The 26,816-nt window shown below is 68.5% G+C and carries 24 protein-coding genes; 20 read left to right on the top strand and 4 right to left on the bottom strand.

Annotated elements, in window-relative coordinates; genetic code table 11:
- The 6 genes from ACJ8AN_RS02645 to ACJ8AN_RS02620 all read left to right on the top strand — a co-directional run.
- The coding region (locus tag ACJ8AN_RS02645; protein ID WP_407753606.1) for a response regulator at positions 1-3,497 on the top strand (3,497 nt) is incomplete at its 5' end.
- A gap of 5 nt (positions 3,498-3,502) precedes the next feature.
- Positions 3,503-5,068 carry an ATP-binding protein gene (locus tag ACJ8AN_RS02640; RefSeq protein WP_407753605.1) on the top strand — a complete coding sequence of 522 codons (1,566 nt, stop codon included), beginning with the start codon at positions 3,503-3,505 and terminating at the stop codon, positions 5,066-5,068.
- A 10-nt stretch (positions 5,069-5,078) separates the two neighbouring features.
- A complete protein-coding gene (locus ACJ8AN_RS02635; protein ID WP_407753604.1) occupies positions 5,079-5,480 on the top strand; it encodes a hypothetical protein in 402 nt (133 codons plus the stop codon).
- Positions 5,473-5,730 (top strand): DUF5985 family protein, encoded by a 258-nt coding sequence (locus ACJ8AN_RS02630; RefSeq protein ID WP_407753603.1) that lies wholly within the window; start codon positions 5,473-5,475, stop codon positions 5,728-5,730. Before ACJ8AN_RS02635 ends, ACJ8AN_RS02630 begins: the two co-directional genes overlap by 8 nt.
- A complete protein-coding gene (locus ACJ8AN_RS02625; RefSeq protein WP_407753602.1) occupies positions 5,727-6,026 on the top strand; it encodes a DUF5985 family protein in 300 nt (99 codons plus the stop codon). The genes ACJ8AN_RS02630 and ACJ8AN_RS02625 overlap by 4 nt, the downstream gene beginning before the upstream one ends.
- A 181-nt stretch (positions 6,027-6,207) precedes the next feature.
- A complete protein-coding gene (locus ACJ8AN_RS02620) occupies positions 6,208-7,857 on the top strand; it encodes a hypothetical protein (protein WP_407753601.1) in 1,650 nt (549 codons plus the stop codon).
- A 120-nt stretch (positions 7,858-7,977) separates the two neighbouring features.
- Here the strand turns inward: ACJ8AN_RS02620 and ACJ8AN_RS02615 are convergent, their stop codons facing one another.
- Entirely contained in the window at positions 7,978-8,763 is a 786-nt protein-coding gene (locus ACJ8AN_RS02615; protein ID WP_407753600.1) for a 2-keto-4-pentenoate hydratase, read from the bottom strand.
- Between the two features lie 126 nt (positions 8,764-8,889).
- Between ACJ8AN_RS02615 and ACJ8AN_RS02610 the strand changes: the two genes are divergently transcribed.
- The 8 genes from ACJ8AN_RS02610 (at position 8,890) to ACJ8AN_RS02575 (ending at position 16,278) form a co-directional block, all read left to right on the top strand.
- The gene (locus ACJ8AN_RS02610) at positions 8,890-9,387 is read left to right on the top strand and encodes a DUF1579 domain-containing protein (RefSeq protein ID WP_407753599.1); all 498 of its coding nucleotides are present in this window, start codon (positions 8,890-8,892) and stop codon (positions 9,385-9,387) included.
- A gap of 104 nt (positions 9,388-9,491) precedes the next feature.
- Positions 9,492-10,934: an aldehyde dehydrogenase gene (locus tag ACJ8AN_RS02605; RefSeq protein WP_407753598.1), complete on the top strand. Its 1,443-nt coding sequence runs from the start codon at positions 9,492-9,494 to the stop codon at positions 10,932-10,934.
- Positions 10,931-11,362 (top strand): RidA family protein, encoded by a 432-nt coding sequence (locus tag ACJ8AN_RS02600; RefSeq protein WP_203410376.1) that lies wholly within the window; start codon positions 10,931-10,933, stop codon positions 11,360-11,362. The genes ACJ8AN_RS02605 and ACJ8AN_RS02600 overlap by 4 nt, the downstream gene beginning before the upstream one ends.
- A gap of 1 nt (position 11,363) precedes the next feature.
- The gene (gene nbaC, locus ACJ8AN_RS02595; RefSeq protein WP_407753597.1) at positions 11,364-11,888 is read left to right on the top strand and encodes a 3-hydroxyanthranilate 3,4-dioxygenase; all 525 of its coding nucleotides are present in this window, start codon (positions 11,364-11,366) and stop codon (positions 11,886-11,888) included.
- On the top strand, positions 11,885-12,898 hold the full coding sequence (locus tag ACJ8AN_RS02590; RefSeq protein ID WP_407753596.1) for an amidohydrolase family protein: 1,014 nt from the start codon (positions 11,885-11,887) through the stop codon (positions 12,896-12,898). Before nbaC ends, ACJ8AN_RS02590 begins: the two co-directional genes overlap by 4 nt.
- Positions 12,899-14,179 (top strand): kynureninase, encoded by a 1,281-nt coding sequence (gene kynU, locus ACJ8AN_RS02585; protein WP_407753595.1) that lies wholly within the window; start codon positions 12,899-12,901, stop codon positions 14,177-14,179.
- Positions 14,166-15,563 (top strand): FAD-dependent oxidoreductase, encoded by a 1,398-nt coding sequence (locus ACJ8AN_RS02580; RefSeq protein WP_407753594.1) that lies wholly within the window; start codon positions 14,166-14,168, stop codon positions 15,561-15,563. Before kynU ends, ACJ8AN_RS02580 begins: the two co-directional genes overlap by 14 nt.
- On the top strand, positions 15,553-16,278 hold the full coding sequence (locus ACJ8AN_RS02575; protein WP_407753593.1) for an SDR family oxidoreductase: 726 nt from the start codon (positions 15,553-15,555) through the stop codon (positions 16,276-16,278). Before ACJ8AN_RS02580 ends, ACJ8AN_RS02575 begins: the two co-directional genes overlap by 11 nt.
- Here the strand turns inward: ACJ8AN_RS02575 and ACJ8AN_RS02570 are convergent, their stop codons facing one another.
- Complete coding sequence (locus ACJ8AN_RS02570; protein ID WP_407753592.1) at positions 16,279-17,085, bottom strand: alpha/beta hydrolase family protein; 807 nt, start codon at positions 17,083-17,085, stop codon at positions 16,279-16,281. It abuts the gene before it with no gap.
- 158 nt (positions 17,086-17,243) lie between these two features.
- Between ACJ8AN_RS02570 and ACJ8AN_RS02565 the strand changes: the two genes are divergently transcribed.
- The 3 genes from ACJ8AN_RS02565 to ACJ8AN_RS02555 all read left to right on the top strand — a co-directional run bounded on the left by ACJ8AN_RS02565 (position 17,244) and on the right by ACJ8AN_RS02555 (position 20,090).
- A complete protein-coding gene (locus ACJ8AN_RS02565; RefSeq protein WP_407753591.1) occupies positions 17,244-18,836 on the top strand; it encodes a glucose-6-phosphate isomerase in 1,593 nt (530 codons plus the stop codon).
- A 228-nt stretch (positions 18,837-19,064) separates the two neighbouring features.
- Positions 19,065-19,469, top strand: coding sequence for a response regulator (locus ACJ8AN_RS02560; RefSeq protein ID WP_407753590.1), 405 nt, complete (start codon positions 19,065-19,067; stop codon positions 19,467-19,469).
- A 219-nt stretch (positions 19,470-19,688) separates the two neighbouring features.
- Positions 19,689-20,090 carry a two-component system response regulator gene (locus ACJ8AN_RS02555; RefSeq protein WP_407753589.1) on the top strand — a complete coding sequence of 134 codons (402 nt, stop codon included), beginning with the start codon at positions 19,689-19,691 and terminating at the stop codon, positions 20,088-20,090.
- A gap of 41 nt (positions 20,091-20,131) precedes the next feature.
- Here the strand turns inward: ACJ8AN_RS02555 and ACJ8AN_RS02550 are convergent, their stop codons facing one another.
- Positions 20,132-21,484: a haloacid dehalogenase-like hydrolase gene (locus ACJ8AN_RS02550; RefSeq protein ID WP_407753588.1), complete on the bottom strand. Its 1,353-nt coding sequence runs from the start codon at positions 21,482-21,484 to the stop codon at positions 20,132-20,134.
- Between the two features lie 203 nt (positions 21,485-21,687).
- Positions 21,688-22,488 carry an alpha/beta fold hydrolase gene (locus ACJ8AN_RS02545; RefSeq protein ID WP_407753587.1) on the bottom strand — a complete coding sequence of 267 codons (801 nt, stop codon included), beginning with the start codon at positions 22,486-22,488 and terminating at the stop codon, positions 21,688-21,690.
- A 201-nt stretch (positions 22,489-22,689) separates the two neighbouring features.
- Between ACJ8AN_RS02545 and ACJ8AN_RS02540 the strand changes: the two genes are divergently transcribed.
- The 3 genes from ACJ8AN_RS02540 to ACJ8AN_RS02530 all read left to right on the top strand — a co-directional run bounded on the left by ACJ8AN_RS02540 (position 22,690) and on the right by ACJ8AN_RS02530 (position 26,579).
- A complete protein-coding gene (locus tag ACJ8AN_RS02540; RefSeq protein WP_407753586.1) occupies positions 22,690-24,828 on the top strand; it encodes a dipeptidyl-peptidase 3 family protein in 2,139 nt (712 codons plus the stop codon).
- A 4-nt stretch (positions 24,829-24,832) separates the two neighbouring features.
- On the top strand, positions 24,833-25,462 hold the full coding sequence (locus tag ACJ8AN_RS02535; protein WP_407753585.1) for a hypothetical protein: 630 nt from the start codon (positions 24,833-24,835) through the stop codon (positions 25,460-25,462).
- Positions 25,463-25,616: 154 nt separating this feature from the next.
- A complete protein-coding gene (locus tag ACJ8AN_RS02530; protein WP_407753584.1) occupies positions 25,617-26,579 on the top strand; it encodes a DUF2381 family protein in 963 nt (320 codons plus the stop codon).
- Positions 26,580-26,816: the final 237 nt, after the last annotated feature.

Here is a 26,816-nt window from a genome sequence, read left to right as displayed (position 1 = left end):
TGACCAACCAGGTGCGCAACATCGCCAAGGTGACGACGGCCGTCGCGAACGGTGACCTGTCCAAGAAGATCACGGTCGATGCGAAGGGTGAAATCCTCGAGCTGAAGGACACCATCAACACGATGGTGGACCAGCTGAACGCGTTCGCCTCGGAAGTGACCCGCGTGGCTCGCGAGGTGGGTACCGAGGGCAAGCTGGGTGGCCAGGCGCGTGTGCCCGGTGTCGCCGGTACGTGGAAGGACCTCACCGACAACGTGAACCTGATGGCCCGCAACCTGACGACCCAGGTGCGCGGCATCGTCAAGGTGGTGACCGCGGTCGCCAACGGTGACCTGACCCAGAAGCTCGTCGTCGACGCGAAGGGCGAGGTGGCCGCGCTGGCGGACACCATCAACAGCATGACCGACACGCTGGGCACCTTCGCCCAGCAGGTGTCCTCGGTGGCCCGTGAAGTGGGTATCGAGGGGAAGCTGGGCGGCCAGGCCAAGGTGCCCGGTGCCCGCGGTGCCTGGAGGCAGCTGACCGACAACGTGAATCAGCTCGCCGGTAACCTGACGTCTCAGGTGCGCGCCATCTCCGAGGTGGCCACCGCCGTGACGAAGGGTGACCTGACCCGGTCCATTTCGGTTGATGCCCAGGGCGAAGTGGCCGCCCTGAAGGACAACATCAACCAGATGATCGTCAACCTCAAGGAGACGACGCAGAAGAACACCGAGCAGGATTGGCTGAAGACGAACCTCGCGAAGTTCTCCGGCATGATGCAGGGCCAGAAGAACCTGGAGGCCGTCTCCCGGCTCATCATGTCCGAGCTGACGCCCCTCGTCTCCGCGCACCACGGCGCCTTCTTCCTCATGGACACCGAGGACGGCGCGCCCGTGGCCCAGCTCACCTCCAGCTACGCCTACCGCGAGCGCAAGAACGTGGCCAACCGCTTCCGCCTCGGCGAGAGCCTGGTGGGCCAGTGCGCCCTGGAGAAGAAGACCATCCTCCTCACCCACGTGCCGGCGGACTACATCCGCATCACCTCCGGCCTGGGCGAGGCCAGCCCCCTCAACGTCATCGTCCTGCCCGTCCTCTTCGAGGGCGAGGTCAAGGCCGTCATCGAGCTGGCCTCCTTCCACCCCTTCAGCGCCATCCATCAAATCTTCCTCGACCAGCTCACCGAGAGCATCGGCGTCGTGCTCAACATGATCATGGCGAACATGCGCACCGAGGAGCTGCTGCGTCAGTCGCAGAGCCTCGCCAACGAGCTGCAGAGCCAGTCGCGCGAGCTCACCCAGCAGCAGGAGGAGCTCAAGCGCTCCAACTCGGCGCTGGAGGCCCAGGCCCTCGAGCTGGAGGAGAAGGCCAAGCTGCTCGAGCAGCAGAACATCAAGGTGGAAGAGAAGAACCGCGAGGTGGAGCAGGCGCGCGCCAGCCTGGAGGAGAAGGCCGAGCAGCTCTCGCTCATCTCCAAGTACAAGAGCGAGTTCCTCGCCAACATGTCCCACGAGCTGCGCACGCCGCTCAACAGCATGCTGGTGCTCGCCAAGCTGCTGGCGGACAACTCCGACGCCAGCCTCAGCCGCAAGCAGGTGGAGTACGCGGAGACCATCTACTCCTCGGGTGGGGACCTGCTGTCCCTCATCAACGAAATCCTCGACCTGTCCAAGGTGGAGGCGGGGAAGATGCAGGTGGAGCCGCGCGACTCGGCGGTGGCGGAGCTGGTGGAGTTCGCCCGCCGCACCTTCGGTCCCGTGGCCGAGCAGAAGCACCTGGGCTTCATCACCGAGGTGGGCCCGGAAGTGCCCGTCACCGTCTTCACGGACCCGAAGCGGCTGCAGCAGATTCTCAAGAACCTGCTGTCCAACGCCTTCAAGTTCACCAGCACCGGCCAGGTGACGCTGCGCATCCGCATGGCGGACGCCGAGGAGCGCTTCGCCGCCCCCGAGCTGGTGGAGGCCGACACGGTGCTCGCCTTCTCCGTCATCGACACGGGCATCGGCATCCCCGAGGACAAGCAGAAGCTCATCTTCGAGGCCTTCCAGCAGGCCGACGGCACCACCAGCCGCAAGTACGGCGGCACGGGCCTGGGCCTCTCCATCAGCCGCGAGCTGGCGCGCCTGCTGGGCGGTGAAATCCGCGTGAAGAGCTCGCGCGGCGCGGGCAGCACCTTCACCCTCTACCTGCCGCGCAGCTACAACGGCCCCGAGCGGGGCGGAGAGCCCGCCAGCGAGTCCGACGGCTACTCGCCCATGCTGCGCGAGCTGCTGCCGCGCGACGAGGTGCACGGCACCGCCGCCCCCAATCCGCTGGTGGACGACCGGGATGACCTGGGAGCCGAGGACCGCGTGCTGTTGGTCGCGGTGGACGACCTGGAGTTCGCCCGCGGCATGGTGTCCATGGCGCACCAGAACGGCCTCAAGGCCCTGGTGGCCACGCGCGGCGACGTGGCGCTCTCGCTCGCCCAGCGGCTCAAGCCGTATGCCATCGTCCTGCAGCTCGGCCTGCCGGTCATCGACGGCTGGAGCGTGCTGGACCGGCTCAAGCGCGACACTCGCACCCGCCGCATCCCCGTCCAGGTGGTGAGCGTGGACCGCATGCGCGGTGCCTCCTGCGGCGGCGGCTTCGTCTACCTCGACCGGCCCTTCTCGCCCGAGGCCATCCAGGGCGCCTTCAGCCACCTGGAGCTCAAGGCCAACGGCTCGCCCCGCAAGCTGTTGCTCGTGGACGCCAAGCCGGACCTGCGCGAGTGCGTCCAGCAGCTCATCGACATGGGCGAGTCCCTGGAGATGCGTGAGCTGGAGTCCCACCACACGCTCGAGGCGCTGGACCGTGGCGAGGTGGACGCGCTCGCCCTGGACCTGGCCTCGCCCGGCGGCCGCGGCATGAAGCTGCTGGTGGAGCTGGTCCGCCGTCCCGCCCGCCTGCCCCCCGTGCTGCTCTACAGCGGTTCGCAGCTGCTGCCGGATGACGAGCGGCGGCTGCGGCGCTCGGCCGAGTCCGTGCTGCTCGAGGCGGCCGCCCGTTCGCCCGAGGCGGTGCTCGCCGAGGTGGGCCGCTTTCTGCGCCGCGTGGGAGACCAGTCCCGCGCCTCCGCCGAGGAGCTCAAGGAGCTCTCCCGCTCGCTGTGCAACCGCAAGGTGCTGCTGGTGGATGACGACGCGCGCAACATCTTCGCGCTCACCAGCGTTCTGGAGAACCACGGCATGCAGGTGACGTTCGCCCAGGACGGGCGAGCTGCCATGGACATCCTGGAGAAGAATTCGGAACTGGATGTGGTTCTGCTGGACGTGATGATGCCGGAGATGGACGGCTACCAGGCGATGCGCGCCATCCGCGCGGATCCCCGCTGGGCCTCGCTGCCGGTCATCGCCATCACCGCACGGGCCCTCAAGGACGATCGCGAGAAGTGCCTGGAGGCAGGGGCGTCGGACTACCTGTCCAAGCCGGTCGATACCGAGCGGTTGCTGGAGCTGATTCGTCGGTGGGTTGAACCTTGCGTGGGAGCGAGATGACAGCGATGACGTGGACGGAGGGGGGCAACGGTGCGAGCTTCCAGCTACAGATGGAACTTCCCCGTGCACGCATCCTGGTCGTAGACGACCACGCGCCCAACCTCCTCACCCTGGAAGCCACGCTCGGCGACCTGGGTGAGGTGGTGAAGGCGCACTCGGGCGAAGAGGCCCTGCTGCACCTGCTGCGCGAGGACTTCGCCCTCATCCTGCTGGACGTGCAGATGCCCGGGCTGGACGGCTTCGAGACGGCCCGGCTCATCAAGGAGCGCGAGCGCTCGCGCTTCATCCCCATCATCTTCCTCACCGCGCGCAGCCGCGACGCCTCGCACGTGTTCCGCGGCTACGCGCAGGGCGCGGTGGACTACGTCCTCAAGCCCTTCGCGCCGGAGATTCTCCGCTCGAAGGTGTCCGTCTTCGTGGAGCTCTTCCTCAAGGAGGAGCAGCTCAAGCGCCAGGAGTCGCTGCTGCGCCAGCGCGAGCGCGAGGCCCTGGAGCGGCAGAGCGCGTACCGCTACCGCCTGCTGGGCGACGCCATGCCGCTGTGCGTGTTGGTCGCCAGTCCGGATGGGCGGTTGCGCTACGGCAACCGCGCCTGGACCGAGCTGTCCGGCCAGCCCGCCGAGGCCGTGGAGGACTTATGGCACTCGGAGGTGTTGCACCCGGAGGACCGCGACGGCGCGTATGCCTCCTGGTGCCGCTCGGTGAGCGCCGGCCAGCCGCTCGAGGTGCAGTTCCGCCTGCGCCGCCAGAGTGACGGCGGCTACCGCTGGCACCTGGGCCGCGCCGTGCCCGAGCGCAACGAGCGGGGCCGCATCACCGGGTGGATTCTCACCGCCACGGACATCGACGACCAGAAGCGGGCCGAGGAGGAGCTGGCCCGGGCGAGCGCCGCCAAGGACGCGTTCCTGGCCGCCGCCTCGCACGAGCTGCGTACCCCGCTGGCCGCCGCGAAGATGCAGGTGCACCTGGCCCAGCGCAAGTACGGCGCCGAGCTGACGGACGGGCCCCGGCGTGCGTTCGAGGGACTGGACCGGCAGGTGGACCGGATGACGAAGCTGGTGTCGGACCTGCTGGACGTGAGCCGGCTGCTCACCGGCCGTCTGTCGTTGGACGTGGAGTCGTTCGACCTGGTGCCTCTTCTGCGCACCACCTGCGAGCGGTTGCAGGCGCTCTCCCCCGAGCACCAGCTGTGCCTGGAGGTCCCCGAGTCGCTGCTCATGCGCGGCGACTCCGGGCGCATCGAGCAGGTGGTCACCAATCTGGTCTCCAACGCCGTGCGCTACTCGCCCCAGGGCGGCGCGGTGGAGCTGCGCGCCTGGTCCGAGGCCGGACAGCTCGCGCTCCGGGTGCGTGACCACGGCATCGGCATTCCCGCGGAAAAGCTCGCGCTCATCTTTGAACGTTTTGGTCAGGCCCACGGCGCACGGTATGGTGGCCTCGGCTTGGGGTTGACCATCTCCCAGGGCATCATCGAGCAGCACGGTGGGCGCATCTGGGCGGAGTCCCAGGGCGTGGAGGGCCAGGGCAGTACCTTCCACGTGCGTCTGCCCGTTCAATCCGACCTTCCGTAGCGGGTGACGTTTGCAAGCGGGCGATCTTCCCGATGGAGTGCGGCAGCTCATCGCCGATTCCATCGACTCGGTGGAGCAGTTGGAAATCCTGCTGCTGCTGCAGCAGCACCCGGCGCGCACCTGGACCGCGGAGTCGGTGGCCCGCGAGCTGCGCGTCTCCGCCCTCTCCGCGGGTGACCGGCTCGAGGACCTGACGCGCGATGCGCTGTTGGTCCGCGTGAAGGGGAACGAGGAGGAGTACCGCTATGCCCCCGGCTCCGCCGCGCTGGATGAGGCGGCGAGGGGTCTGGCCACGGCGTATACCGAGCGCCGGGTGACGGTCATCAACCTCATCTTCTCCAAGCCAGTCGACAAGATTCGCACCTTCGCCGACGCCTTCCGGCTGCGGAAGAAGGAGGATGACAATGGCTGAAGTGGTCTTCCTTCTGTGCGCGGCGACGAGCCTCGCCTGCGCGGTGTTGCTGCTGCGCGGCTATGCGCGCAACCGGGTCTCCCTGCTGCTGTGGAGCAGCCTGTGCTTCGTCGGGCTCGCGGTGAACAACATCCTGCTGGTGGTGGATCTGATCATCATCCCCGACCGGGACCTGTTGCTCTTCCGCAATCTGTCGGGATTCCTGGCGCTGGCGCTCCTGGTCTTCGGGCTCGTGTGGGATTCCGAATGAACGATTTCATCTCCGGCATGACGTCCGCCCTGTGCCTGGTCGCGGGGCTGTTCTTCCTCCGGTTCTGGCGCAAGACGCACGACCGTTTCTTCGGCTTCTTCGCCGCCTCCTTCTTCCTGATGGCCCTGCATCGGGTGGTGATGCTGCTGCTGAAGAACATGGAGAGCGAGCACCTCCTCGGGCCGTACCTCATCCGGCTGTTGTCCTTCGTGCTCATCCTGGTGGCCATCGTGGACAAGAACCGGCCCCCTCGTAAGAAGGCGCCGGCCGCCCCGGAACAGAACTCCGTCCGCTGAGGACGGCTCCCGCGTCTTGCTCACGTGGGGCAGGAGACTGCTCCCGGTGGCGACGCGCGTGCCCACGAGCTGTCCAATGACGGGCCGTGGCCTGCCCCGGGGCCATGGCCTGGCGTTTGCGATGCTTTCGTCTGGCACTGCACGGACTGTCCGGCGGCGAGCGGCGGAGGCGTACCAGGGTATGAGCGGGCGGCGGCGGTGGTTGGGGTGGGGTCTGGCGGGAGTGTTCGCGGCGGCACTGGCGTGTGGAGGAGGCAGCGGTCATCAGACCCGGAGCCTGCCGCCCGAGCCGGTGGAGGAGGGTCAGGGACGGGAGGGGGATGCCGGCACGGTGGCCGATGATGAGGCCCCGGCGCCGGTGGAGGACCACGTCGGGACGGAGGTCGACACGCCGCCGGATGACGTCGAGCCGCCTGCCGATACGACTCCGCCGGGTCCGGACGCGGAGCTGCCGCCGGAGGTGCCGGTGGACGCGGGGACTCCCGACGCGGGGACTCCCGACGCGGGCACGGAGGTGCCGCCGCCCCCGGTAGAGGCGGACGCGGGCACTCCCGATACGGGCTCGGTCGTCTACCCGGATGCGCACGGCTGGACGTTCTACGGCCATGAGCAGGGCGCTCCGCGCGAGGTGTACGGCGTCACGGAGGACGAGGGCGGCAACGTCTGGGTGGCCGGTGGCGAGGAGGGCCTGTTCCTCCTGCGTCCGGGGGCCACCACCTTCCAGCGCTTCACCATGGCCGATGGCCTGCGTCCCTACGGCTACCTGAAGGATGGGCGCGCGCCGGTGGGGCCGAAGTACCTCAAGGTCATCGCGGTGACGGGCGGCCCGGCGGGCACGGTGTTCGTGGGCTACGAGGGCCAGGCGGACTGCGAGAGCAACTACTACCTCAAGGGCAAGGCCAAGAACGCGAACGTCTACAAGAGCGGGGACGCGGACAAGGTCACGCTGACGGGCACGGGCCTCCAGGTCGTCCACTACGACATCTCGTCCGGGCCGGGCGTGGTGTCCGAGGAGGCCGGTGGGCGCGAGAAGATCTGCACCGTGCTGCGCATCGCCTGGGACAAGAAGCACAACAACCTGTGGTTCGGCTCCAACCACGCCTTCGCCTGGGGTGACCCGAACTACCAGGGCAACCCCACGTGCAACGGCCAGCGCGAGTGCTCGGGCGTGCTGGAGCACACGCACCCGTACATCACGGCGAAGGATGCGTCGGGCCACCAGTTCCGGCTCACGGACGCGTACTACGGCATCGCGGTGCGCCCGGATGGAGACGTGTGGTTCGGCGGGGCCAACCGCTCCACGCGCTTCCGCTTCATGACGGTGAAGGTGCCCAGGGACTTCGAGCTGGCGCGCAAGGCGTCGGAGACGCGCTCGGCCATGAAGAACCGCATCGACGTCTGGCCGGACAAGGTGGACGAGGTGGGCATTCCCGGCCCCAGCGACCGGGTGGATGACGTGGTGTCGGGCATGGCGCTGATGCCGGACGGCTCGGTCTGGGTGAGCTCCTTCGCGTGGGGCCTGGCGCGGATGGACGCGAAGGGCGTGGTGCAGCAGTACGCGCTCCGCACGGGAGGGGACCGCTTCGTCTCCGCGCTGGCGGGCGACCCGAGCGACCACAGTGTCTGGGCCGGTCACCGCTGGGGCGGCGGGCTCACGCGGCTAAAGGGAGACACGACGATGCGTTACAGCGAGGCCCTCGGCCCGCTCGCGGACCACCCTGTCTGGGACATCCAGGCGGTGGGCCGCGGCACGGAGCGCCGGCTGCTGGTGGCCTTCGGCAGTGACGAGAGCGGCCACCCGGGTGCCATCGGCATCTACCGCGGCGAATAGCGCGGAGGGAGGTGGGGCGCCCCTGGCTCAATTGGCCAGGGGTACCTCGTGCCCGCGGTGCCGGGAGTGCGCCGCGCCTTTTCTGGAATCACAGGGCCGGGACGTTGGGTGCCAGAGGTCTCAGGGCGAGACGGAGACGGCGACCTCGCCCAGCCCCTCCACGGTGAGGCGGATGCGGTCCCCGGGCCGGAGCATGTGGGCCGCGGTGGCGGCGCCCGCGAGCACGATGCTCCCAGCCGGCAGGGACTCACCGCGCTGGTCGAGCAGCTCGCACAGCTGGACGACGGACAGCACCGGGTCCCCCGAGATGGCATCCGAGCGCGCCGCCTGGACGCGCTCGCCATTCACTTCCATCACCATCTGCAGCCGGGACAGGTCCAGCTCGCGGGGAGGGCGCTCGGTGGTGCCCAGCACGAAGAGGGAGGACGAGGAGTTGTCCGCGACCACGTCGGGCAGGGAGAAGTATTTGAAGTCGGTGTAGCGCGAGTCGAGGATCTCCATCGCGGCGAAGACACTCGCGCAGGCGTCGAGGGCCTGCTCGCGGGTGATGCGGCCGCGCAGCTCGTGCGAGGTGCGGAAGGCGATCTCCGGCTCGATTTTGGGGTGGATGGCGCCCTGGAGGCGGAGGGTGCCGCCGGCCGGCACTTCCATGCGGTCCGTGAGGACGCCGTACACGGGGGAGTCGAGGTTCATCTGCCGGCGCTTGGCCTCGGAGGTGAGGCCCATCTTGAGGCCCACGACGCGCTCGCCGCGCGAGGTGCGCAGGCGGATGCCCTCGGCCTGGATGGCGTAGGCGTCCGGGAGCGGGAGGTCCGGGTGCTGCCGGGTGAGGGGAGGAATCTCGCGGGCCTCCAGCCGTGCCTGGTCCAACAGCCGGGCCAGCTCCTCGTGCATGCGTGCCGTCATCGCCATCTCCGAAGCGGGGGAGGGCCCCTTTTCCGATGCTCCCGCCTGGAGCGCAAGCGGCGAGGTGGGCGATAGTCTGCCGCCGGCGGGTCCGGGTCATCTGCCTGGACCCGGGGAGGCTCACACATGGCGCGGCCGACGTTCGAGGAGTCCAGGCAGGAGGGTGGCATCCACCACCGGTTGAATCAGCTCGTCGGGGAGTGGGAGGGCACGACGCGCACGTGGTTCGAGCCGGGCAAGCCCGCGGACGAATCCCCCTGGCGGGGAACCATCCGTCCCGCGCTCGGGGGACGGTTCGTGGTGCACGAGTACGAGGGCTCGCTGCAGGGCAAGCCGCTCGCCGGGATGGCCATCTATGGCTACCACCTGGATTCGGACCGCTACGAGATGGCGTGGGTGGACAGCTTCCACAACGGCTCGAGCATCCTGTTCTCCAAGGGAGCGAACGAGGGCCGGGGCTTCGGTGTCCGGGGCAGCTTCGAGGCACCATCCGGGCCGCCCTGGGGCTGGCGCACGGAGATTCAACTGCCCGAGCCGGACCAGCTCGTCATCACGCACTACGTCATCCCCCCCGAGGAGCAGGAGGCCAAGGCAGTCGAGACGGTGTACCGGCGCAAGTCATGAATGCGTGAACCAGAAGTGAACGCCGGGGGTTACCTCCTCAGGTGGCTGTGGCGTGGGGCCCGTGCTATTCCGGGCCCCCGTCTGCCCCAGAGGAGGATGCGCGCGTGGAGAAGGTCCTCAATTACATTGGTGGGGAGCTGGTCCCGCCGGGCTCGCGGGTCTGGTTCGACAAGCCAGATCCCTCCACCGGGGAGCCCTCCGTGCAGGTGCCGGACTCGGATGGCTCGGACATCCAGCGCGCGGTGGAGGCCGCCCGGAACGCCTTCCCGGCCTGGGCCGCTACCCCCGCGACCGAGCGGGCGCGATTGCTGCGCCGCGTCGCGGACACCATCCGCACCCGCCTGGAGTCCTTCGCCCGCGCCGAGGCCATCGACACCGGCAAGCCGCTGAGCGTGGCGTCGACGGTGGACATCCCCCGGAGCGTCCTCAACTTCGAGTTCTTCGCGGACGCGGTGACGCAGTTCGCCACGGAGGCCCACGTCACCGATGGCGTGGCGCTCAACTACACGCTGCGTACGCCGCTGGGCGTCGTGGGCTGCATCTCGCCGTGGAACCTGCCGCTCTATCTGCTCTCGTGGAAGATCGCTCCCGCGCTCGCCATGGGCAATTGCGTGGTGGCCAAGCCCTCCGAGGTCACGCCGCTGACGGCCTATCTACTCGCACAGGTGTGCCGCGACGTGGGCCTGCCGCCGGGCGTGCTCAACATCGTGCACGGCTATGGCGCGAAGGTGGGCTCGGCGATGAGCAGCCACCCGGACATCAGCGCCATCTCCTTCACGGGCAGCACGCGCACGGGCGCGGAGATTGCCCGCACCGCCGCGCCGCTCTTCAAGAAACTCTCGCTGGAGATGGGCGGCAAGAACCCCAACGTCATCTTCGCCGACTGTGACTTCGACGAGGCGCTGGCCACCACGGTGCGCTCGTCCTTCTCCAACCAGGGTCAAATCTGTCTCTGTGGCTCGCGCATCTTCGTGCAGGCCCCCATCTACGAGCGCTTCAAGGAGGCGCTGGTGGCGCGTACGCGGGCGCTGAAGGTGGGGGACCCGCTGGAGCCGGGGACGGAGCAGGGCGCGCTGGTGTCGCCGCAGCACTTCGAGAAGGTGATGGGCTGCATCGACCTGGCCCGGCAGGAGGGCGGCCGCGTGCTCACCGGAGGCCAGCGCGCGCAGGTGCCGGGGCGCTGCCGCAACGGCTGGTTCGTGGAGCCCACGCTCATCGAGGGCCTCGGCCACGCGTGCCGCACCAACCAGGAGGAGATTTTCGGCCCGGTGGCGACGATGACCTCCTTCGAGAAGGAGGAGGAGGTGCTCGCCTGGGCCAACAGCACGCGCTACGGGCTGGCGGCGACGGTGTGGACGCGAGACCTGAGCCGGGCGCACCGCTTCTCGGCGAAGCTCGAGAGCGGCATCGTCTGGGTGAACTGCTGGATGCTGCGCGACCTGCGCACGCCGTTCGGCGGGGTGAAGGACTCGGGCGTGGGCCGCGAGGGCGGTTGGGATGTGCTGCGCTTCTTCACCGAGCCCAAGAACGTGTGCGTGAAGCTATGAGCCACTCCGAGCGAGTCGATTCCCAGAAGGCCCCCGAGCCGGTGGGCCTCTATCCGCATGCCCGCCGCGTGGGCAACCTGCTGTTCCTCTCCGGCGTGGGGCCGCGCGAGCGCGGGAGCAAGAAGATTCCCGGCGTGGAGCTGGACGCGCAGGGCAACATCGTCTCGTACGACCTCGAGACGCAGTGCCACTCGGTGTTCCGCAACGTGCGCTACATCCTGGAGGAGGCGGGCTCCTCGTGGGACCGGCTCGTGGACGTGACGGTGTACCTCACGGACATGAAGAAGGACTTCCCCACGTACAACCGCCTGTGGGCCGAGTACTTCAAGGACGTGCCCACGCCCCCGTGCCGCACGACGCTCGGCATCACCGCGCTGCCCACGCCCATCGCCATTGAACTGAAGTGCATCGCCACCATCGGAGACTGAGATGAGCCGGCTGCAGCCTCTGAATTTCAAGAAGTGGATCGACGAGCACCGCCACCTCCTCAAGCCCCCCGTGGGCAACCAGCTGGTGTGGCAGGACCGGGACTTCATCGTGATGGTGGTGGGCGGGCCCAACTCGCGCACCGACTTCCACATCGACGAGAGCGAGGAGTTCTTCTACCAGGTGGAGGGGGACATCACCCTGCGCGTGATGGAGGACGGCAAGCCCCAGGACATCCCCATCCACGAGGGAGAAATCTTCCTCCTGCCGCCCCGGGTACCGCACTCGCCGCAGCGTCCGGCGGGGACGGTGGGCCTGGTCATCGAGCGCAAGCGGCGCGAGGGCGAGCTGGACGGCTTCGCGTGGTTCTGCCCCCAGTGCAACCACAAGCTGTATGACGAGTTCCTCCAGGTCACCAACATCGTCACGCAGCTGCCGCCCATCTTCGAGCGCTTCTACGGCAACCCGGAGAACTGCACCTGCAAGCAGTGCGGCTTCATGCTGACGCGGGAGAAGCGCGCGTCGTGAAGATCGACATCCACACGCACCTGCTGCCGCCCGAGCTGCCCCGCTTCGCCGAGCGCTATGGCTACGGCGGCTTCATGACGCTGGAGCACCACGCCCCGTGCCGCGCGCGCATGGTGCGGGATGACGGGAAGTTCTTCCGCGAAATCGAGAGCAACTGCTGGGATCCGGTGAAGCGCATCGAGGAGTGCGATGCGTGCGGCGTCAGCGTGCAGGTGCTCTCCACCGTGCCGGTGATGTTCGGCTACTGGACGAAGCCGGAGCACGGGTTGGACCTGTCGCGCTTCCTCAATGATCAGCTGGCCTCGGTGGTGAAGGCGCACCCCAAGCGCTTCGTGGGCCTGGGCACGGTGCCCCTGCAGTCCCCCGAGCTCGCCGTGCGCGAGCTGGAGCGCTGCATGCGCGAGCTGGGCATGGCGGGCGTGCAGGTGGGCTCGCACGTCAACGGGCTCAACCTGGGCGAGCCGGAGCTCTTCCCCTTCTTCGAGGCCGCGGCCGACCTGGGCGCCGCCATCTTCGTGCACCCCTGGGACATGCTGGGCGAGGCGCGGATGAAGAAGTATTGGATGCCCTGGCTCGTGGGCATGCCCGCCGAGGTGGCGCTCGCCATCTGCTCGCTGCTCTTCGCCGGCACGTTGGAGAAGCTGCCCAGGCTGCGCCTCGCCTTCGCGCACGGTGGCGGCGCCTTCCCGGGCACCTTCGGCCGCATCGAGCACGGCTTCCAGGTGCGGCCGGACCTCGTCGCCGTGGACAACCCCGTGCCGCCCCGCGAGTACCTGGGCCGCTTCTGGGTGGACTCGCTGGTGCACGACCCGGACGCGCTGCGCTTCATCGTGCGGCTGTTCGGCCCGGACAAGGTGGCCCTGGGCAGTGACTATCCGTTCCCCCTCGGCGAGGACCGGCCGGGCACGCTGGTGGAGTCCCTCACGGACTTCGATGCCGCCACCCGGGAGAAACTGTTGTGCCGTAACGCGCTCGAGTGGCTCGGGCGCTCGTATGAGGAGTTCAAGTAGATGAGCAGTGACGCCGTGCGGTTCGAGGCCAGTGAGGAGTTCGCCCGTCGGATGGACGCGGAGGATGCGCTTCGTCCCTTCCGCGAGGAGTTCCACTTCCCCGTCCACGAGGGCGAGTCCGCCATCTACCTGGTGGGCAACTCGCTGGGGCTCCAGCCGCGCAAGGCGCGGGGCTACGTGCTCGAGGCGATGGACGACTGGCAGAAGTGGGGCGTGGAGGGCCACTTCATGGGCGAGCGCCCGTGGATGCCCTACCACGAGCTGCTCACCGAGCAGACGGCCCGGTTGGTGGGAGCCCAGCCCCTCGAAGTGGTGGTGATGAACACCCTCTCGGTGAACCTTCACCTCATGCTGGTGTCCTTCTACCGGCCCACGCGCGAGCGCCCGAAAATCCTCATGGAGGCCGGCGCCTTCCCGTCGGACCAGTACGCGGTGGCCTCGCAGGTGCGCTTCCACGGCTACGAGCCGAAGGACGCCATCATCGGCCTCGCCCCGCGCGCGGGCGAGGAGACGCTGCGCACCGAGGACATCCTTGAGGCCATCGAGCGTCACGGGCGGGAGGTCGCCCTGGTGATGCTCGGCAACGTGAATTACCTCACCGGCCAGGCGTTCGACATGGCCGCCATCTCCCGCGCCGCGCACCAGCACGGCTGCCGGGTGGGCTTCGACCTCGCGCACGGCGCTGGCAACCTGCACCTCTCCCTGCACGACGACGGGCCGGACTTCGCCGTGTGGTGCTCGTACAAGTACCTCAACGGCGGCCCGGGCACGCTCGGCGGCGTCTTCGTCCACGAGCGCCACGCGCGCGACAAGACGCTGCCGCGGCTCTCGGGCTGGTGGGGGCACGACAAGCAGACGCGCTTCCAGATGGGGCCGGACTTCGACCCGATGCCAGGCGCCGAGGGCTGGATGCTCTCCAACCCGCCCATCCTCCAGCTCGCGGCGCTCCGTGCCTCCATGGAGCTGTTCGACCGCGCGACCATGCCCGCACTGCGCCGCAAGAGCGAGCGCCTCACCGGCTACCTGGAGTTCCTGCTCGACAAGCTCCCGCCCGGCTTCGTGCGCGTCACCACGCCGAGAGATCCGAAGCAGCGTGGCGCCCAACTGTCGCTGCGCTTCAGCAAGGAACCGAGACGCCTGCTGGAGAAACTCAACGCCGCCGGAATCCACTGCGACTTCCGTTCACCGGATGTCATCCGCGCCGCGCCCGCGCCGCTCTACAACAGTTTCCATGACGTATACCGATTCGCGGGGGTACTCGAAAGGCATGCACGCGATTGAGCAGACGCAACGAGTGACCGTGGTGGGAGCGGGCCTGGTGGGCTCGCTCCTGGCGATGTACCTGGCGAGGCGCGGCTTCCAGGTGGACGTCCTGGAGCGGCGCCCGGACATGCGGCGCGAGGCCATTGGCGCGGGCCGCTCCATCAACCTCGCCATCTCCACCCGCGGGCTGCACGCCCTGCGGCAGGTGGGGCTGGAGGAGGAGGCGCTGCGCCACGCCATTCCCATGCGCGGGCGGATGATCCACCCCGTGTCGGGAGGGCTCGTCTACCAGGCGTACGGCAAGGACGAGTCCCAGCACATCAACAGCCTGTCGCGCGCGTGGTTGAACAAGTTCCTGATGACGCACGCGGAGGGCACGGGCCGCGTGCGCATCGACTTCAAGCAGCGCGTGGAGCACGTGGACTTCGACAAGGGCGTGCTCGACGTGGTGGACGAGGCGAGCGGCGCCCGGCGCGAGCTGCGCACCCCGGTGGTGTTCGGCACGGATGGCTCGGGCTCGGCGGTGCGGCGCGAGATGGTGCTGCAACCGGGGCACACCTCGAACCAGGAGCAGCTGAGCCACGGCTACAAGGAATTGACGATTCCCTCGGGCCCGGGCGGCGCCTTCCGCATGGAGAAGCACGCGCTGCACATCTGGCCGCGCGGCTCGTACATGCTCATCGCCCTGCCCAACGAGGATGGCAGCTTCACCTGCACGCTCTTCCTGCCCTTCCAGGGCCCGGACAGCTTCGAGGCCCTGGAGACGCCACAACAGCTCAAGGCCTTCTTCGAGCAGCACTTCCCGGACGCGCTGCCGCTGATGCCGGACCTGGTGCACGACTTCTTCCACAACCCCACGGGCACCATGGTGACGGTGAAGAGCGGGCCGTGGCACGTGGACGGCAAGGCGCTGCTGCTGGGAGACGCGGCGCACGCGATTGTTCCGTTCTTCGGGCAGGGGATGAACTGCGGCTTCGAGGACTGCGTGGTGCTGGACGAGTGCCTCGGGCGGCACACGCGGTGGGCGGAGGCCTTCGAGGAGCTCTCCCGGCTGCGCAAGACGAACGCGGACGCCATCGCGGACATGGCGGTGGAGAACTTCGTGGAGATGCGGGACAAGACGGCGGACCCGCGCTTCCTGCTGGAGAAGTCCGTGGAGAAGGTGCTGCTCAATGCCTTCCCGGGCGAGTTCCTCGCCCGCTACGCGCTGGTGAGCTTCAGCCGCGTGCCGTACCGTCTGGCGTACGAGGTGGGCGCCATCGCGAGCGGCATCGTCGCCGAGCTGAGCGAGGGCCTCTCCCGCGCCGAGGACGTGAACCTGGACAGGGCGCGCACGCTCATCCGTGAGCGCATGGTGCCCTTCGTGAAGGAGCATTCGGATGGATTTGGGCTTGAGAGGTAGACGGGCGCTGGTGCTGGGCGCCTCCAGTGGACTGGGGTACGCCATCGCCTCGCAACTGGTGAAGGAGGGCGCGAAGGTGGCCATCTGCTCGCGCGATGAAACCCGCATCCGCGATGCCGCGCAGCGCATGGGCGCCACGCTCGCGGTGACGGCGGACCTGACGAAGCCGGGCACCACGAAGGAGCTGGTGGAGAAGATTGTCGAGACGATGGGCGGCGTGGACATCCTCGTGCTGAACACGGGCGGTCCGCCCAAGGGCAGCATCGAGAGGCTCACGGCGGAGCAGTGGCAGGAGGGCTTCCAGAGCCTGTGGATGAGCGTGGTGGAGGGACTCCAGGCGGCGCTGCCGGGGATGAAGGAGCGGCACTGGGGCCGCATCCTCCTGGTGACGTCGGTGGCGGCGCGTGAGGCCATGCCGCTGCTGACCATCTCCAACGGGCTGCGCGCGGGGCTGATGGGGCTGGTGAAGACGGTGAGCAACGAAGTGGCCGAGCACGGCATCACCATCAACGGCGTGCTGCCGGGCTACCACGGCACCGAGCGGCTCAAGGAGCTCGGTGTCCCCGAGGACAAGAATACCTCCGCGATTCCGGCGCGCCGGCTGGGCAAGCCCGAGGAGCTGGGAGCGCTGGCGGCGTTCCTCGCGTCGGAGCAGGCGGGCTACATCACGGGCCAGTCCATCGTCGCCGATGGCGGCTGGATGCGCGGCTTCTGATTACAGCAGGGAGGCCACGGCCTCGACGACCCGCGGCCACTCCTTCGCGCGCGGGTCGATGACGTCGAAGTGCTCGGCGCCCGGCAGGCCCACCAGTCGCACGGAGTCGCCGAGCTTCGTGGCGCGGGCATGGTACTCGGTGCTGAGCGTCAGCGGGACGGTGGTGTCCTCGGCCCCGTGCACCAGCACCTGCTTCACCCCGAGCGGCAGCAGCGCGGCGGGTGAGGCCAGTGTGTAGCGCTCGGGGACCTGCTCGGGCGTGCCGCCGAGGAACGACTCGACGATGCCGCTGCCGAGGTGCAGCGCGAAGGCGCGCTCCAGGTCCACCACGCCCGCGAGCGACACCGCGCCCCGGGGGATGAAGGGCTTCGCGGTGTACAGCGGTTGCCCCGGCTTCAGCCGTCCGCGCCCCGCGAGCCACAGCGCCAGGTGCCCTCCGGCCGAGTGTCCCAGGGTGACCACGCGCGCCAGGTCCAACGGGTGCTTCGCCGCCAGCGTGCGGAGGAAGTCCGTGCCCAGGGACACGTCCTCGAAGGTGCCCGTCCAGCCGCCGCCCGGGTGGCCCACGCGGCGGTACTCGAGGCTCCAGGTGGCGTAGCCCCGCTGCGTGAGGTCCGCGCACAGGTGGCCCACGTGCTCGAGGTCGTACCGCGCCCGCCAGAAGCCGCCGTGCACCACCACGACGACCGGGTGCGGCCCGGGGCCGCGAGGCAGCCGCAGGTCTCCGAACTGGTGGGTGTCGCTCCCGTAGGGGATTCGCTGGTCGGCGGACGGAGCGGGCGTCTCGAGCATCCAGGGCTGGCTCATGGCCCGCGATGATGGGACGGAGCCCGCACCCGGTTCAAGCCGGCGCGCCGCGGGCCGCAGTGTCAGGCCCCGGGCGTGGTGTGCATCAAACCCATTCCCCGCACGCGTGCATGGCGGTAGGAACGAGCCGGAAAGCAACGCCAGCCGAGGGAGATACGATGAGCGAGCGCCAACTGTGGGAGCGCTACAAGAAGTACCTGTGCGGGGTGGAGTCGGTCGGGCTGACGCTCGACGTGTCGCGGATGAGCTTCGCCGATGACTTCCTCGAGCGGATGCGTGGCCCCATGGACAAGGCCTTCGATGCGATGGAGGCGCTGGAGAAGGGCGCCATCGCCAACCCGGACGAGAAGCGCATGGTGGGGCACTACTGGCTGCGCGCCCCCGAGCGCGCTCCGGACAAGGGCCTCGCCAAGGAGGTGCAGGACACGGTGGCGGCCGTGCGCGCCTTCGCGGACGAGGTGCACTCGGCCCGGGTGAAGCCGCAGAAGGCGGACCGCTTCACGCGCGTGCTGCTGGTGGGCATCGGCGGCTCGGCGCTGGGGCCGCAGCTCGTGGCGGACGCGCTCGGCCAGCCGGCGACGGACCGCATGCAGGTGTTCTTCTTCGACAACACGGATCCGGACGGGATGGACCGCGTGCTGGCGCAGCTCGGCGGCAAGCTCGCCGAGACGCTCACCGTGGTCATCAGCAAGTCGGGCGGCACGAAGGAGACGCGCAATGGCATGGTGGAGGCCGAGCGCGCCTACCAGCAGAAGGGCCTCGACTTCGGCAAGCACGCGGTGGCGGTGACGGGTGCTGACAGCGAGCTGGACCGCACCGCGAAGAAGGGCAACTGGCTGCGCACCTTCCCCATGTGGGACTGGGTTGGCGGGCGCACCTCGGTGCTGTCGGCGGTGGGCCTGCTGCCGGCGCGGCTGCAGGGGTTGGACATCGACGGGATGCTCGCGGGCGCGAAGGACATGGACGCGGCGACGCGCGAGCGCGACCCGCTGCGCAACCCGGCCGCGCTGATGGCGCTCATGTGGTTCCACGCGGGCAGCGGGCGCGGCGCGAAGGACATGGTCATCCTGCCGTACAAGGACCGGCTCATGCTGCTGTCGCGCTACCTCCAGCAGCTGGTGATGGAGTCGCTCGGCAAGGAGAAGGACCTGGACGGCAAGGTGGTGAACCAGGGCATCGCCGTCTACGGGAACAAGGGCTCCACGGACCAGCACGCCTATGTGCAGCAGCTGCGCGAGGGCGTGAACAACTTCTTCGCCACCTTCCTGGAGGTGCTGAAGGACCGGGACGGCGAGTCGATGCAGGTGGAGCCGGACATCACGAGCGGGGACTACCTGCTGGGCTTCTACCTGGGCACGCGGCGGGCGCTGTTCGAGAAGGGCCGCGAGTCGATGACGCTCACCGTGCCGGACGTGAGCGCGCGCACGCTCGGAGCGCTGATCGCCTTGTACGAGCGGGCGGTGGGCTACTACGCGTCGCTGGTGAACATCAACGCGTACCACCAGCCGGGCGTGGAGGCGGGGAAGAAGGCGGCGGGGGTGGTGCTGGAGCTGCAGCGCAAGGTGCTGGCGAAGCTGCGCGGGGACAAGGCGAAGGGCCAGACCGCCGAGGAGCTGGCGGCGGCCATGGGCGTGGCGGACGAGGTGGAGACGGTGTTCAAGGTGCTGGAGCACCTGGCCTCCAATCCGGCGCACGGCGTGAAGCGCGAGCCGGGCACCACGCGCTTCGACACGCGCTTCCGCGCGGGCTGAGAAGCTCCCTGTCCCCTCGGGAGAGGGCGGAGGTGAGGGGCTCTCGCGTACATGGGCCGCGAGCACCCTCCCTCCCGTGTAGGAGCGGACGTTCGCGGTATCGGGCGCGTCACAGCGCCCCACTGGTTGTGTTCAGTGCCCGTCGTCACGGCGAACGTGGGCGCCTGCGGGTAGCGGAGCGGAAGAAAACGGGAAATGAATTGAATCCACGCCAGTGAGGGGGTTCCCGTGAAACGCACCGTATTGCTCGTGGAGGACAGCAACACCATCCGGCACATCCTGAAGATCTACCTGCTGAAGCTGAACCTGGACTTCCTCGACGCGGACCGGGCCGAGCAGGGACTGAAGCTGCTGGGCACGCGCCCGGTGGATCTCATCATCGCGGACGTCAACATGCCGGGCGGGATGGACGGCCTGGAGCTCGTGCGCCGGGTGCGCTCCAACGAGCAGTCCCTGGTGCGTCAGGTGCCCATCGTGCTGCTCACCGGCGGCAAGGCGCCGGACCTCGAGGCCCGGGGCCTGCAGGCCGGTGCCTCCGAGTTCGTGCGCAAGCCCGTCTCCATCGACGCGCTCGCGTCCGTGGTGCGCCGGCACCTCCCGTTGGTCGAGGTGGTGGAGCCGCTCGTCGCCTGACCCACGCCGTCGGTTGCTGAACATCGCTCGGGAGTCCGCGGCCTGGAGTGTTCAGCGCTGGTCTCGCCCCAGCCCTTCGCGAGTGGCATCGAATCGACACACGCCGGACCTTCCGGAATTCTGACCTTCACGGCATCCACGGTCGCACGGCTCGCACCAGTCCTCCGCTGCAAGGGATTGCGCGAGCGCTCGGTGCGGGTGGATTCGCGGGGGGCAGCCATGAAGCGCACCGTGCTGATCGTCGATGACAGCGACACCATCCGGCACATCATCAAGGTCTACCTGATGAAGCTGAAGCTGGACTTCTTCGACGCGGACCGGGCGGACCGGGGACTGAAGCTGCTGGGCGCGAGCCCCGTGGATCTCGTCATCGCGGACTTCAACATGCCGGGGATGAACGGCCTGGACTTCGTGCGGCAGGTGCGCGCGGCCGGCCGGCCCGAGGTGCGCCGCGTCCCCATCGTGCTGCTCACCGGGGGCAAGGCGCCGGACCTCGACCTGCGCGCGCTGGAGGCGGGGGCCTCCGAGTTCGTGCGCAAGCCCATCTCCAGCGCGGCGCTCACGGCCGTGGTGCGCCGGCACCTCGGGCTGCCCGAGGACGCGGACGAGCTCGTGGCCTGAGCCCGCGCACGTCCCGTCCCCGGCTGGTGTCAGGCCCGGGCTCAGGGCAGCGCGTAGACGCGGTCCTCGTAGTCCTGGGTGAAGCGGTTGCCGGCCTCGTCGGTGATGGGCTGGCCGGCCGCGTCCAGCGCGGTGGTGCAGGGCAAGGTGGAGCCCTTGGCGCGAGGCTGGACGAACATGGGCTGCACCAGCCACCTGCCCTGGAGGTTCGCGTACGCGTTGCACATGAGCTGCACCTTGTTGCGGTTGATGGCCAGCTTCAGCACCGTGGCGTCCTGCAGGAAGGTCAGGTCCGTGTCCGAGTCCCCCGCGGCGAACACCTGGCGGCCCTGCGCGTCCGCCGTGCGCAGCAGCTGCTGGTCCGCGGGCCGGTGGAAGATGACCTTGTTGATCCAGCAGCGCTTGCCCTGGTCGTAGGTGATGAGTGAGTCCTCGCCATCGGCCACGGTGCCGCAGCCCTGGAGGTGCGCCGTCACCCGGCCCTGCGAGTCCGTGAGCGGCCGGATGCCAATCACCCGGTTGGGCTTGATGCCGACAAGCTCCTCGGACACGGCGTCGATGACGAACTGCGGCGAGGCGGTGGTCACCCAGACATCGAAGCCGTTGGCCTGGAGCGTCTCGATGAGATCGACCATCTCCTCGTACACCTGGACGTGGTAGGCGAGCCCCGAGGTGGTGCCCACCGTCTGCGTGGTGCCCGGCGGGTTGAAGGCGTTCTCCGCGTAGGCCGAGCGGGCGAAGGCGCGAAGCTCCTCCGGCGTGTAGCCCGCCTGGAGCTGCGCCACCCAGGCATACGCGGTGTTCATCGTCAGGGTGATGGGGCTGTTCCAGGCGGCCTGGCCCGCGCGCGTCTTGCCCCCGGTGTAGATGCTGACGAGCTCGTTCGCGCAGTCGGTGTGGATGTTCGTCTGGAGGGTCTCTCCCGGTTCGGCGGCCAGGTCACACGCGTCGTTGAGGGCCGTGCGGGCCTCGGTGGTGAGGTGGCGGCTGGTGGTGCTCCAGTCCTTGTCCGCCGGCTGGAGCACCTTCTCGTGGCGGATCATCCAGAAGAAGGTGGCGTCCCCCAGGTCGTTCTTCACGAGGGTGTTGTCCCAGTCGAACACGGCCACGGGGCGGTTCTTGGGATCGAACGTGGGGCTGGCGATGCCCCGGGTGGCGATGAGCTCGTTGAGGCGGGTGCGGTTCTCCGGGAGCCAGCGGCCGACCTTGTCGTCCAGCAGCCGCACCGGAGTGGGCACGCCGTCCTTGCCCGGAGTACCGGCCGTGCCCGGAGCGCCGGTGGGACCTTCAGGGCCTTGCGGGCCCGAGCAGGCGAGGACACCGCTGGCGAGGCATCCAGCCAGGGCGAGCGCGGAAAGGAAGACACCCGAGGGACTTCGGCGGGAACGGGACATGGGCTTCTCCTGTGAGGGAGGGCCGCCGCGGACGTGTCGCCTCGCGGCGCCCGGACTCATGACAACGGTAGGAGAAGGGGCCCCTGGGAAACCTCGCGAAACGGCCGGGGTGTTCCTTCGATGACTCGGACTTCGAGCTTCAGGGGTGATGGTGCGCTGCGTCGAGAGGCGCCGGGAGGAACTGTCCGTTGGGGCGTGAGGGCCTACGGGCGCACGGGGGCGGAGGGCTTCGCGTCCTGCGCGAGCAGGTAGTCGAGCACGGCGCGGTTGAAGTCCTCGGGGCGCTCCAGGTTGGGCAGGTGCCCCACGCCCGGGAGGGTGACGCGGGTGGGGGCGGGCACGCGGCGCGCCAGCGTCTCCGCGTTGTGCAGCATGGCCGGGTTGTCCCGGTCCCCCACGACGACGAGCGTGGGCATGAGCAGCTCCTCCAGCCGGCCCTGGGCGGCGGGCTCGAGGGCCTGGGGTTGGTTGGCGCCGGGCTTCAGCCCTCCCAGGTTGTCGAGCGTCCACTGCCGCACCAGGGGCGCCAGCTCGGGACGCGCCATGGCGGCGGCGAGGTAGTCGCTGCCGAGCCACGCCTCGGCGACGGCCTGGGGCCCCTGCTCCCGGCTCGAGCCCATGACGGACGCATACCAGGCGTACTCCCCGGGCGAGGGCGGAGCGCCGTTGATGCCGGGCGCCACGAGCACGAGGCAGGAGACGCGCTCGGGGAAGGCCAGGGCGAAGTCGATCGCGATGCGCCCTCCGAGCGAGTGGCCGATGACATGGACGCGGTCCATGGAGAAGCGGTCGAGCAGCGCGCGCAGGTCCTCGTGGGGCGGGTAGGGGCCGGTGGGGGCCTCCGTCCGGCCGAAGCCGCGCAGGTCGTAGCGCAGGAGCGTGAAGTGGCGCGCGAGCGGGCCGGCCTGTCCGTCCCACAGGCGCAGGTCGAGCAGGCCTCCATGGAGGAGCACGACCGGGAAGCCATCACCTTGGAGCTCGTAGTGCAGGCGAGCCCCGTTCACCGCGGCGAAATCCCGGACGGCAGGAGGTGGGATGGTCATGCCGAAGGGATAGCACCCCGCGCCGGGAGACACAGCCGGGTGGGGCCGGAGGACGCCAGGAATTGTGGGAAGCTTCGCATCGCGGGCGGGGCTCCGCTCGCCGCTGGTGCCAGGAGAGGCCGGGTGCTAACTGCCGCCTACCCGACGTCTCCTGGAGCCCCCATGAAAGCCCTCTTCCTGGCGGCGGCACTCGCCGCCACTCCGCAGGCGAAGCCCTCTCCGTCCGCGACTCCCTCCACGCCTCCGGCTGTTCCGGCGGCCGGCCCGGCGGCTGGGACCCAGGCCTTCTTCGTGGAGCGGCTCGGCCATGACGCCGTCGCGCGCATGTTCGCGCCGGGCGTGTCCGCGCTCTCCCCGGACGAGAAGCGCGTGGCCTGGTACCTCTCGCTCGCGGCGCACGCGGGCGAGGAGATCGCCTATGACCAGCTCGGCTGGGACACGGTGGCCCTCAAGCGGCTGCTCGAGGGCGTGTACCTCTTTGGCCGCGAGGGCCATGCGGAGCCCGGCTCGTTCGACGCGAAGCTCGCGGAGTACCTCGAGCGCTTCTACGGCCAGGCCGGCAATCACAGCCAGACGACGGGCCAGAAGTTCGTCCCCACCTTCACCCCGGCCGAGCTGGAGGCCGCGGCGGTGCGGGCGCTGAAGGCCGGAGCGCCCTTCGGCGTGAAGGACGAGGCGGAGCTGAAGGCGTGGCTGGGCGGACTGCGGCCCTCGCTCTTCGACGTGGGCTTCGAACCGCAGCTCACCTCGAAGGCACCGCCGGCGGGCCAGGACCTCCTCACGGCCTCGGCGAACACGGCGTATGGACGGGGCGTGACGTTGAAGGACCTGGAGGGCTTCCAGGAGAAGAACCCGCTCAACTCGCGCGTGGTGAAGGTGGACGGCACGCTGGTGGAGCAGGTGTTCCGCGCGGGCACGCCGGACGGGAAGGTGGCGCGTGGGCTGTATGCCGACGAGCTCTCGCGCGTCATCGCGAACCTGCGCGAGGCGGCGAAATCCGCGCCGAAGGACCAGAGGGCGGCGCTCGAGAAGCTGGTGCGCTTCTTCGAGACGGGCGACCTGAAGGACTGGGACGCGTACAACATCGCCTGGCTGAAGGCGAACCCCACGGTGGACGCCAACCTCGGCTTCATCGAGACGTACGTGGACGCGCGCGGCCAGAAGGGCCAGTGGGAGGCGCTCGTCAACTACCGGGACGCGAAGGAGAACCGGGTGATGGAGCTCATCGCCCGGCGGGCGCAGGACTTCGAGAACCGGATGCCCTGGCCGGATGCGTACAAGCGCAAGAAGGTGGTGAAGCCGGTGGCCAAGGCCATCAACCTGGTGGCGAGCAACCCCAAGCCGCCCGCGGGCATCAACCTGCCCAACGAGCAGTACATCCGCGAGAAGTACGGCAGCAAGAGCGTGCTCATCGCCAACGTGATGGAGAGCGTGGCGGCGCTGAAGCGGCTGCCGCTGGCCATCGAGTTCTCCCGCACGCCCGAGGAGGCCGAGCGGGCGCGCAAGTATTCGGTGACGGCGCGCAAGTGGCTGGTGGCCTTCCACGAGGCGCTGGGGCACGCGTCGGGGCAGGTGGACCCGAAGCTGGGAGGCAATCCCTCGCGCTACCTCAAGGAGTACGACAACACGCTGGAGGAGGCGCGCGCGGACCTGGTGGCGCTCTGGCACACGTTCGACCCGTCACTGGCCGAGCTATCGCCGGACCACGAGCGCATCGCCGAGCAGATGTACCGCGACTTCCTGGTGGAGGGGCTCACCAACCTCACGCAGGTGCCGGAGGGGGACGTCTTCGAGGAGGACCACCAGCGGGGCCACCAGATGACGGTGAACTTCCTGAGGGAGAAGGGCGCGGTGAAGCAGGTGACGGAGGGCGAGCCGGGGCGCACGTACTGGGTGGTGGAGGATTACGGGAAGATGCGCGCGGCGGTGGGCGAGCTGCTCTCGAAGCTGATGGTCATCAAGGCCACGGGAGACTACGAGGGCATCCGCAAGCTGGTGGAGGAGAAGGGCATCCGGTTCGACCCGAAGCTGCGCGACGAGGTGGTGGCGCGCGTGCGGGCGGTGAACGTGCCGGCGGAGGTGTTGCTCATCTCGCCGAGGCTGGTGCCGGTGGTGGACGCGAAGGGCCGGGTGACGGACGTGCGGGTGCGCGACGACCAGGGCTTCATCGAGCAGCACCTGGAGCGCAGTGTGCTGGGCAAACTGTCGCCCGAGGAGGCCTCGCGGGTGGCGGCGCGGCTCGCCGCTTCACCGGAGGCGCTCGCGGAGGAGTACCGCAAGCTCCCGCCGCCGAGGCGGTAGTTTCATGAATGCTTTGCCATCTTTCGATTTAGAGGAAACACAATGCCCATCGTTCACAAGAGAGCACTGCTCATCATTCGAGAAAAAAAGCAATGCGCGCAACGCGTTGGAGGAATTGAACGTCCGGCTTCGCGACGCTCTGGGGAATCCAGAGGAATTCTCATGGACATTTCCTGATGGGAATAAAGATGCCCTTCCTACGTGGCACAGGCGCATGAAGGGGGAATATTTGACGATTGGCTTCAAGCCTGATTTCAGGTGGTCTTCGCAATCCAATGCCAGCAAGCGCAGGTGTCCCGTCTTGATATCTCTTGAAAAGGCTCACGATGGGATGTCACTGCTAGTGGAGGTGAATATACCGAGAAAGGCGGATCGTAGGGTTAACGGATGCTTTTCCCTTGATGAGGATCATCAACTCTGGCTTTGCCACCGCGGAACCAAGTTGACAGTCAATCAAACAGACAAGATCACCAAGGAGAAAATTCATCGGCATTTCAGGAAGAAAATCGTGCCGGCTGCTGATGGTGACGCTTGCGTTAGAATCATTCCGCTCTTTCCTCTGAACTCAAAGCGTATCAGGTTTGAGTTGCTTGAATTTGCTCAGGAAGTAGCCAAGCTGAAGGGAATGCGTTGACGCTCAGTTATGGAGGGCCGTTACCGAAGTGGCATCCACAGTTCATACAGATGGCTCGGCGCACTGGTGCATGACTCCAGGAGTAGGGGGCACGGTGGGGAATGGCTCTCTGGCGTAGACGTGGGCCCGACTCATCCGGTAAGGTCGCCGGGCCATGAGAACACGAGCGCTCGGCTGGTTCGGGAGGAGCCTCCCCATCGTCTTCGTCCTGGTCTCTTTCTTCGTGGAGGCCCAGGAACTGCCGCAGTCCGCACGACAGCCGGTGCGGCGCAACCTGTATCTCTCGAAGGACTCCAACAGCGCGGTACCGGAGGTGTTCGTCGCCGCACGTACGGTCACGACGCTTCGGTTCGAGCATCCGTGTGACCCGGTTGGGACCCGGATGCTCGGGTGGGAAGGCCGCTTCGAGCCGCTGCTCGTCGGAGGCGGTTCCGTGGTCATCGTCCCGCTCCGCGAGTTGGAGCCAGACGACCGCTTCATGCTGGTGGTGGCGCTCACGGATGGTACGTCGCTGCCCTTCACCGTGGCCGCGGCCAAGGACGCGGTCGACGGCCAGGTTGATGTCTTTCCCGATTCGGAGTCCCCCGAAGCCGTGCGGATCGCGTTGCGGGCGAAACAGGAGGAGAACAGCTCCCTGCGCGCCGAGAACTGGCGCTACCGCCGGGAGGAGAGCTCGGTTGACCACGCGCTCGCCACTCTCCTGGCCAACAACCAGATCGCGCTGACTCCTTTCAGGGTGGAGGAGAAATGGAGGCCCCTGGAGCCGGACATCGATGCGGAGGTCTTCATCCTCCTGCCCAAGGGGCGGGTCTACAAGGGGCGGGCAGCGGTCGTCTTTCAGATCACGAATCTGGCGTCTGAGAAGCCATGGAAGTTGCAGGAGGCGCGGCTCCTGAATGCGGCCACGCTGGAGAAGAAGCCCTTTGCCCTCCGTGCATCCACGGCGTCGATTGCTCCCGGGGAGACAGGCCGCATCGCCATCGTCATGGACCTGCCGCCGCTGGATTCCATCAAGACGGGAGATAGGTTCGTCCTGGAGCTCTTCAGGGATGGTGGGCTCCGGCAGGGATACGTCGAGTTGGATCTCGAGTCCCTGGCCATTCGAGCCCGGCGCTGACCTCGGTGTGATGTATGTGTTCTCTCGCACGCCAAAGAGAAGGAGCCCGGTTCATGGTTTCGATGAAAGCAACGCACTTTGCGACCCTCATGGCGCTGACGTGCATGGGGCCTGGCTGTACGGGGTCGGGTGTGTCCCTGCGGGCGGATGGAAGCCCCGGCCCCCAGCCGTGTGCGGAGAAGGCCCTGGAGGCGATGCGGATCCTGCGGTTGCGCCCGGGGGACAGCTCATCGCTCG

Source organism: Archangium sp., from assembly GCF_045802675.1.
Classification (GTDB): Bacteria; Myxococcota; Myxococcia; order Myxococcales; family Myxococcaceae; genus Archangium.
This window is presented reverse-complemented; position numbering and strand designations above follow the sequence as displayed.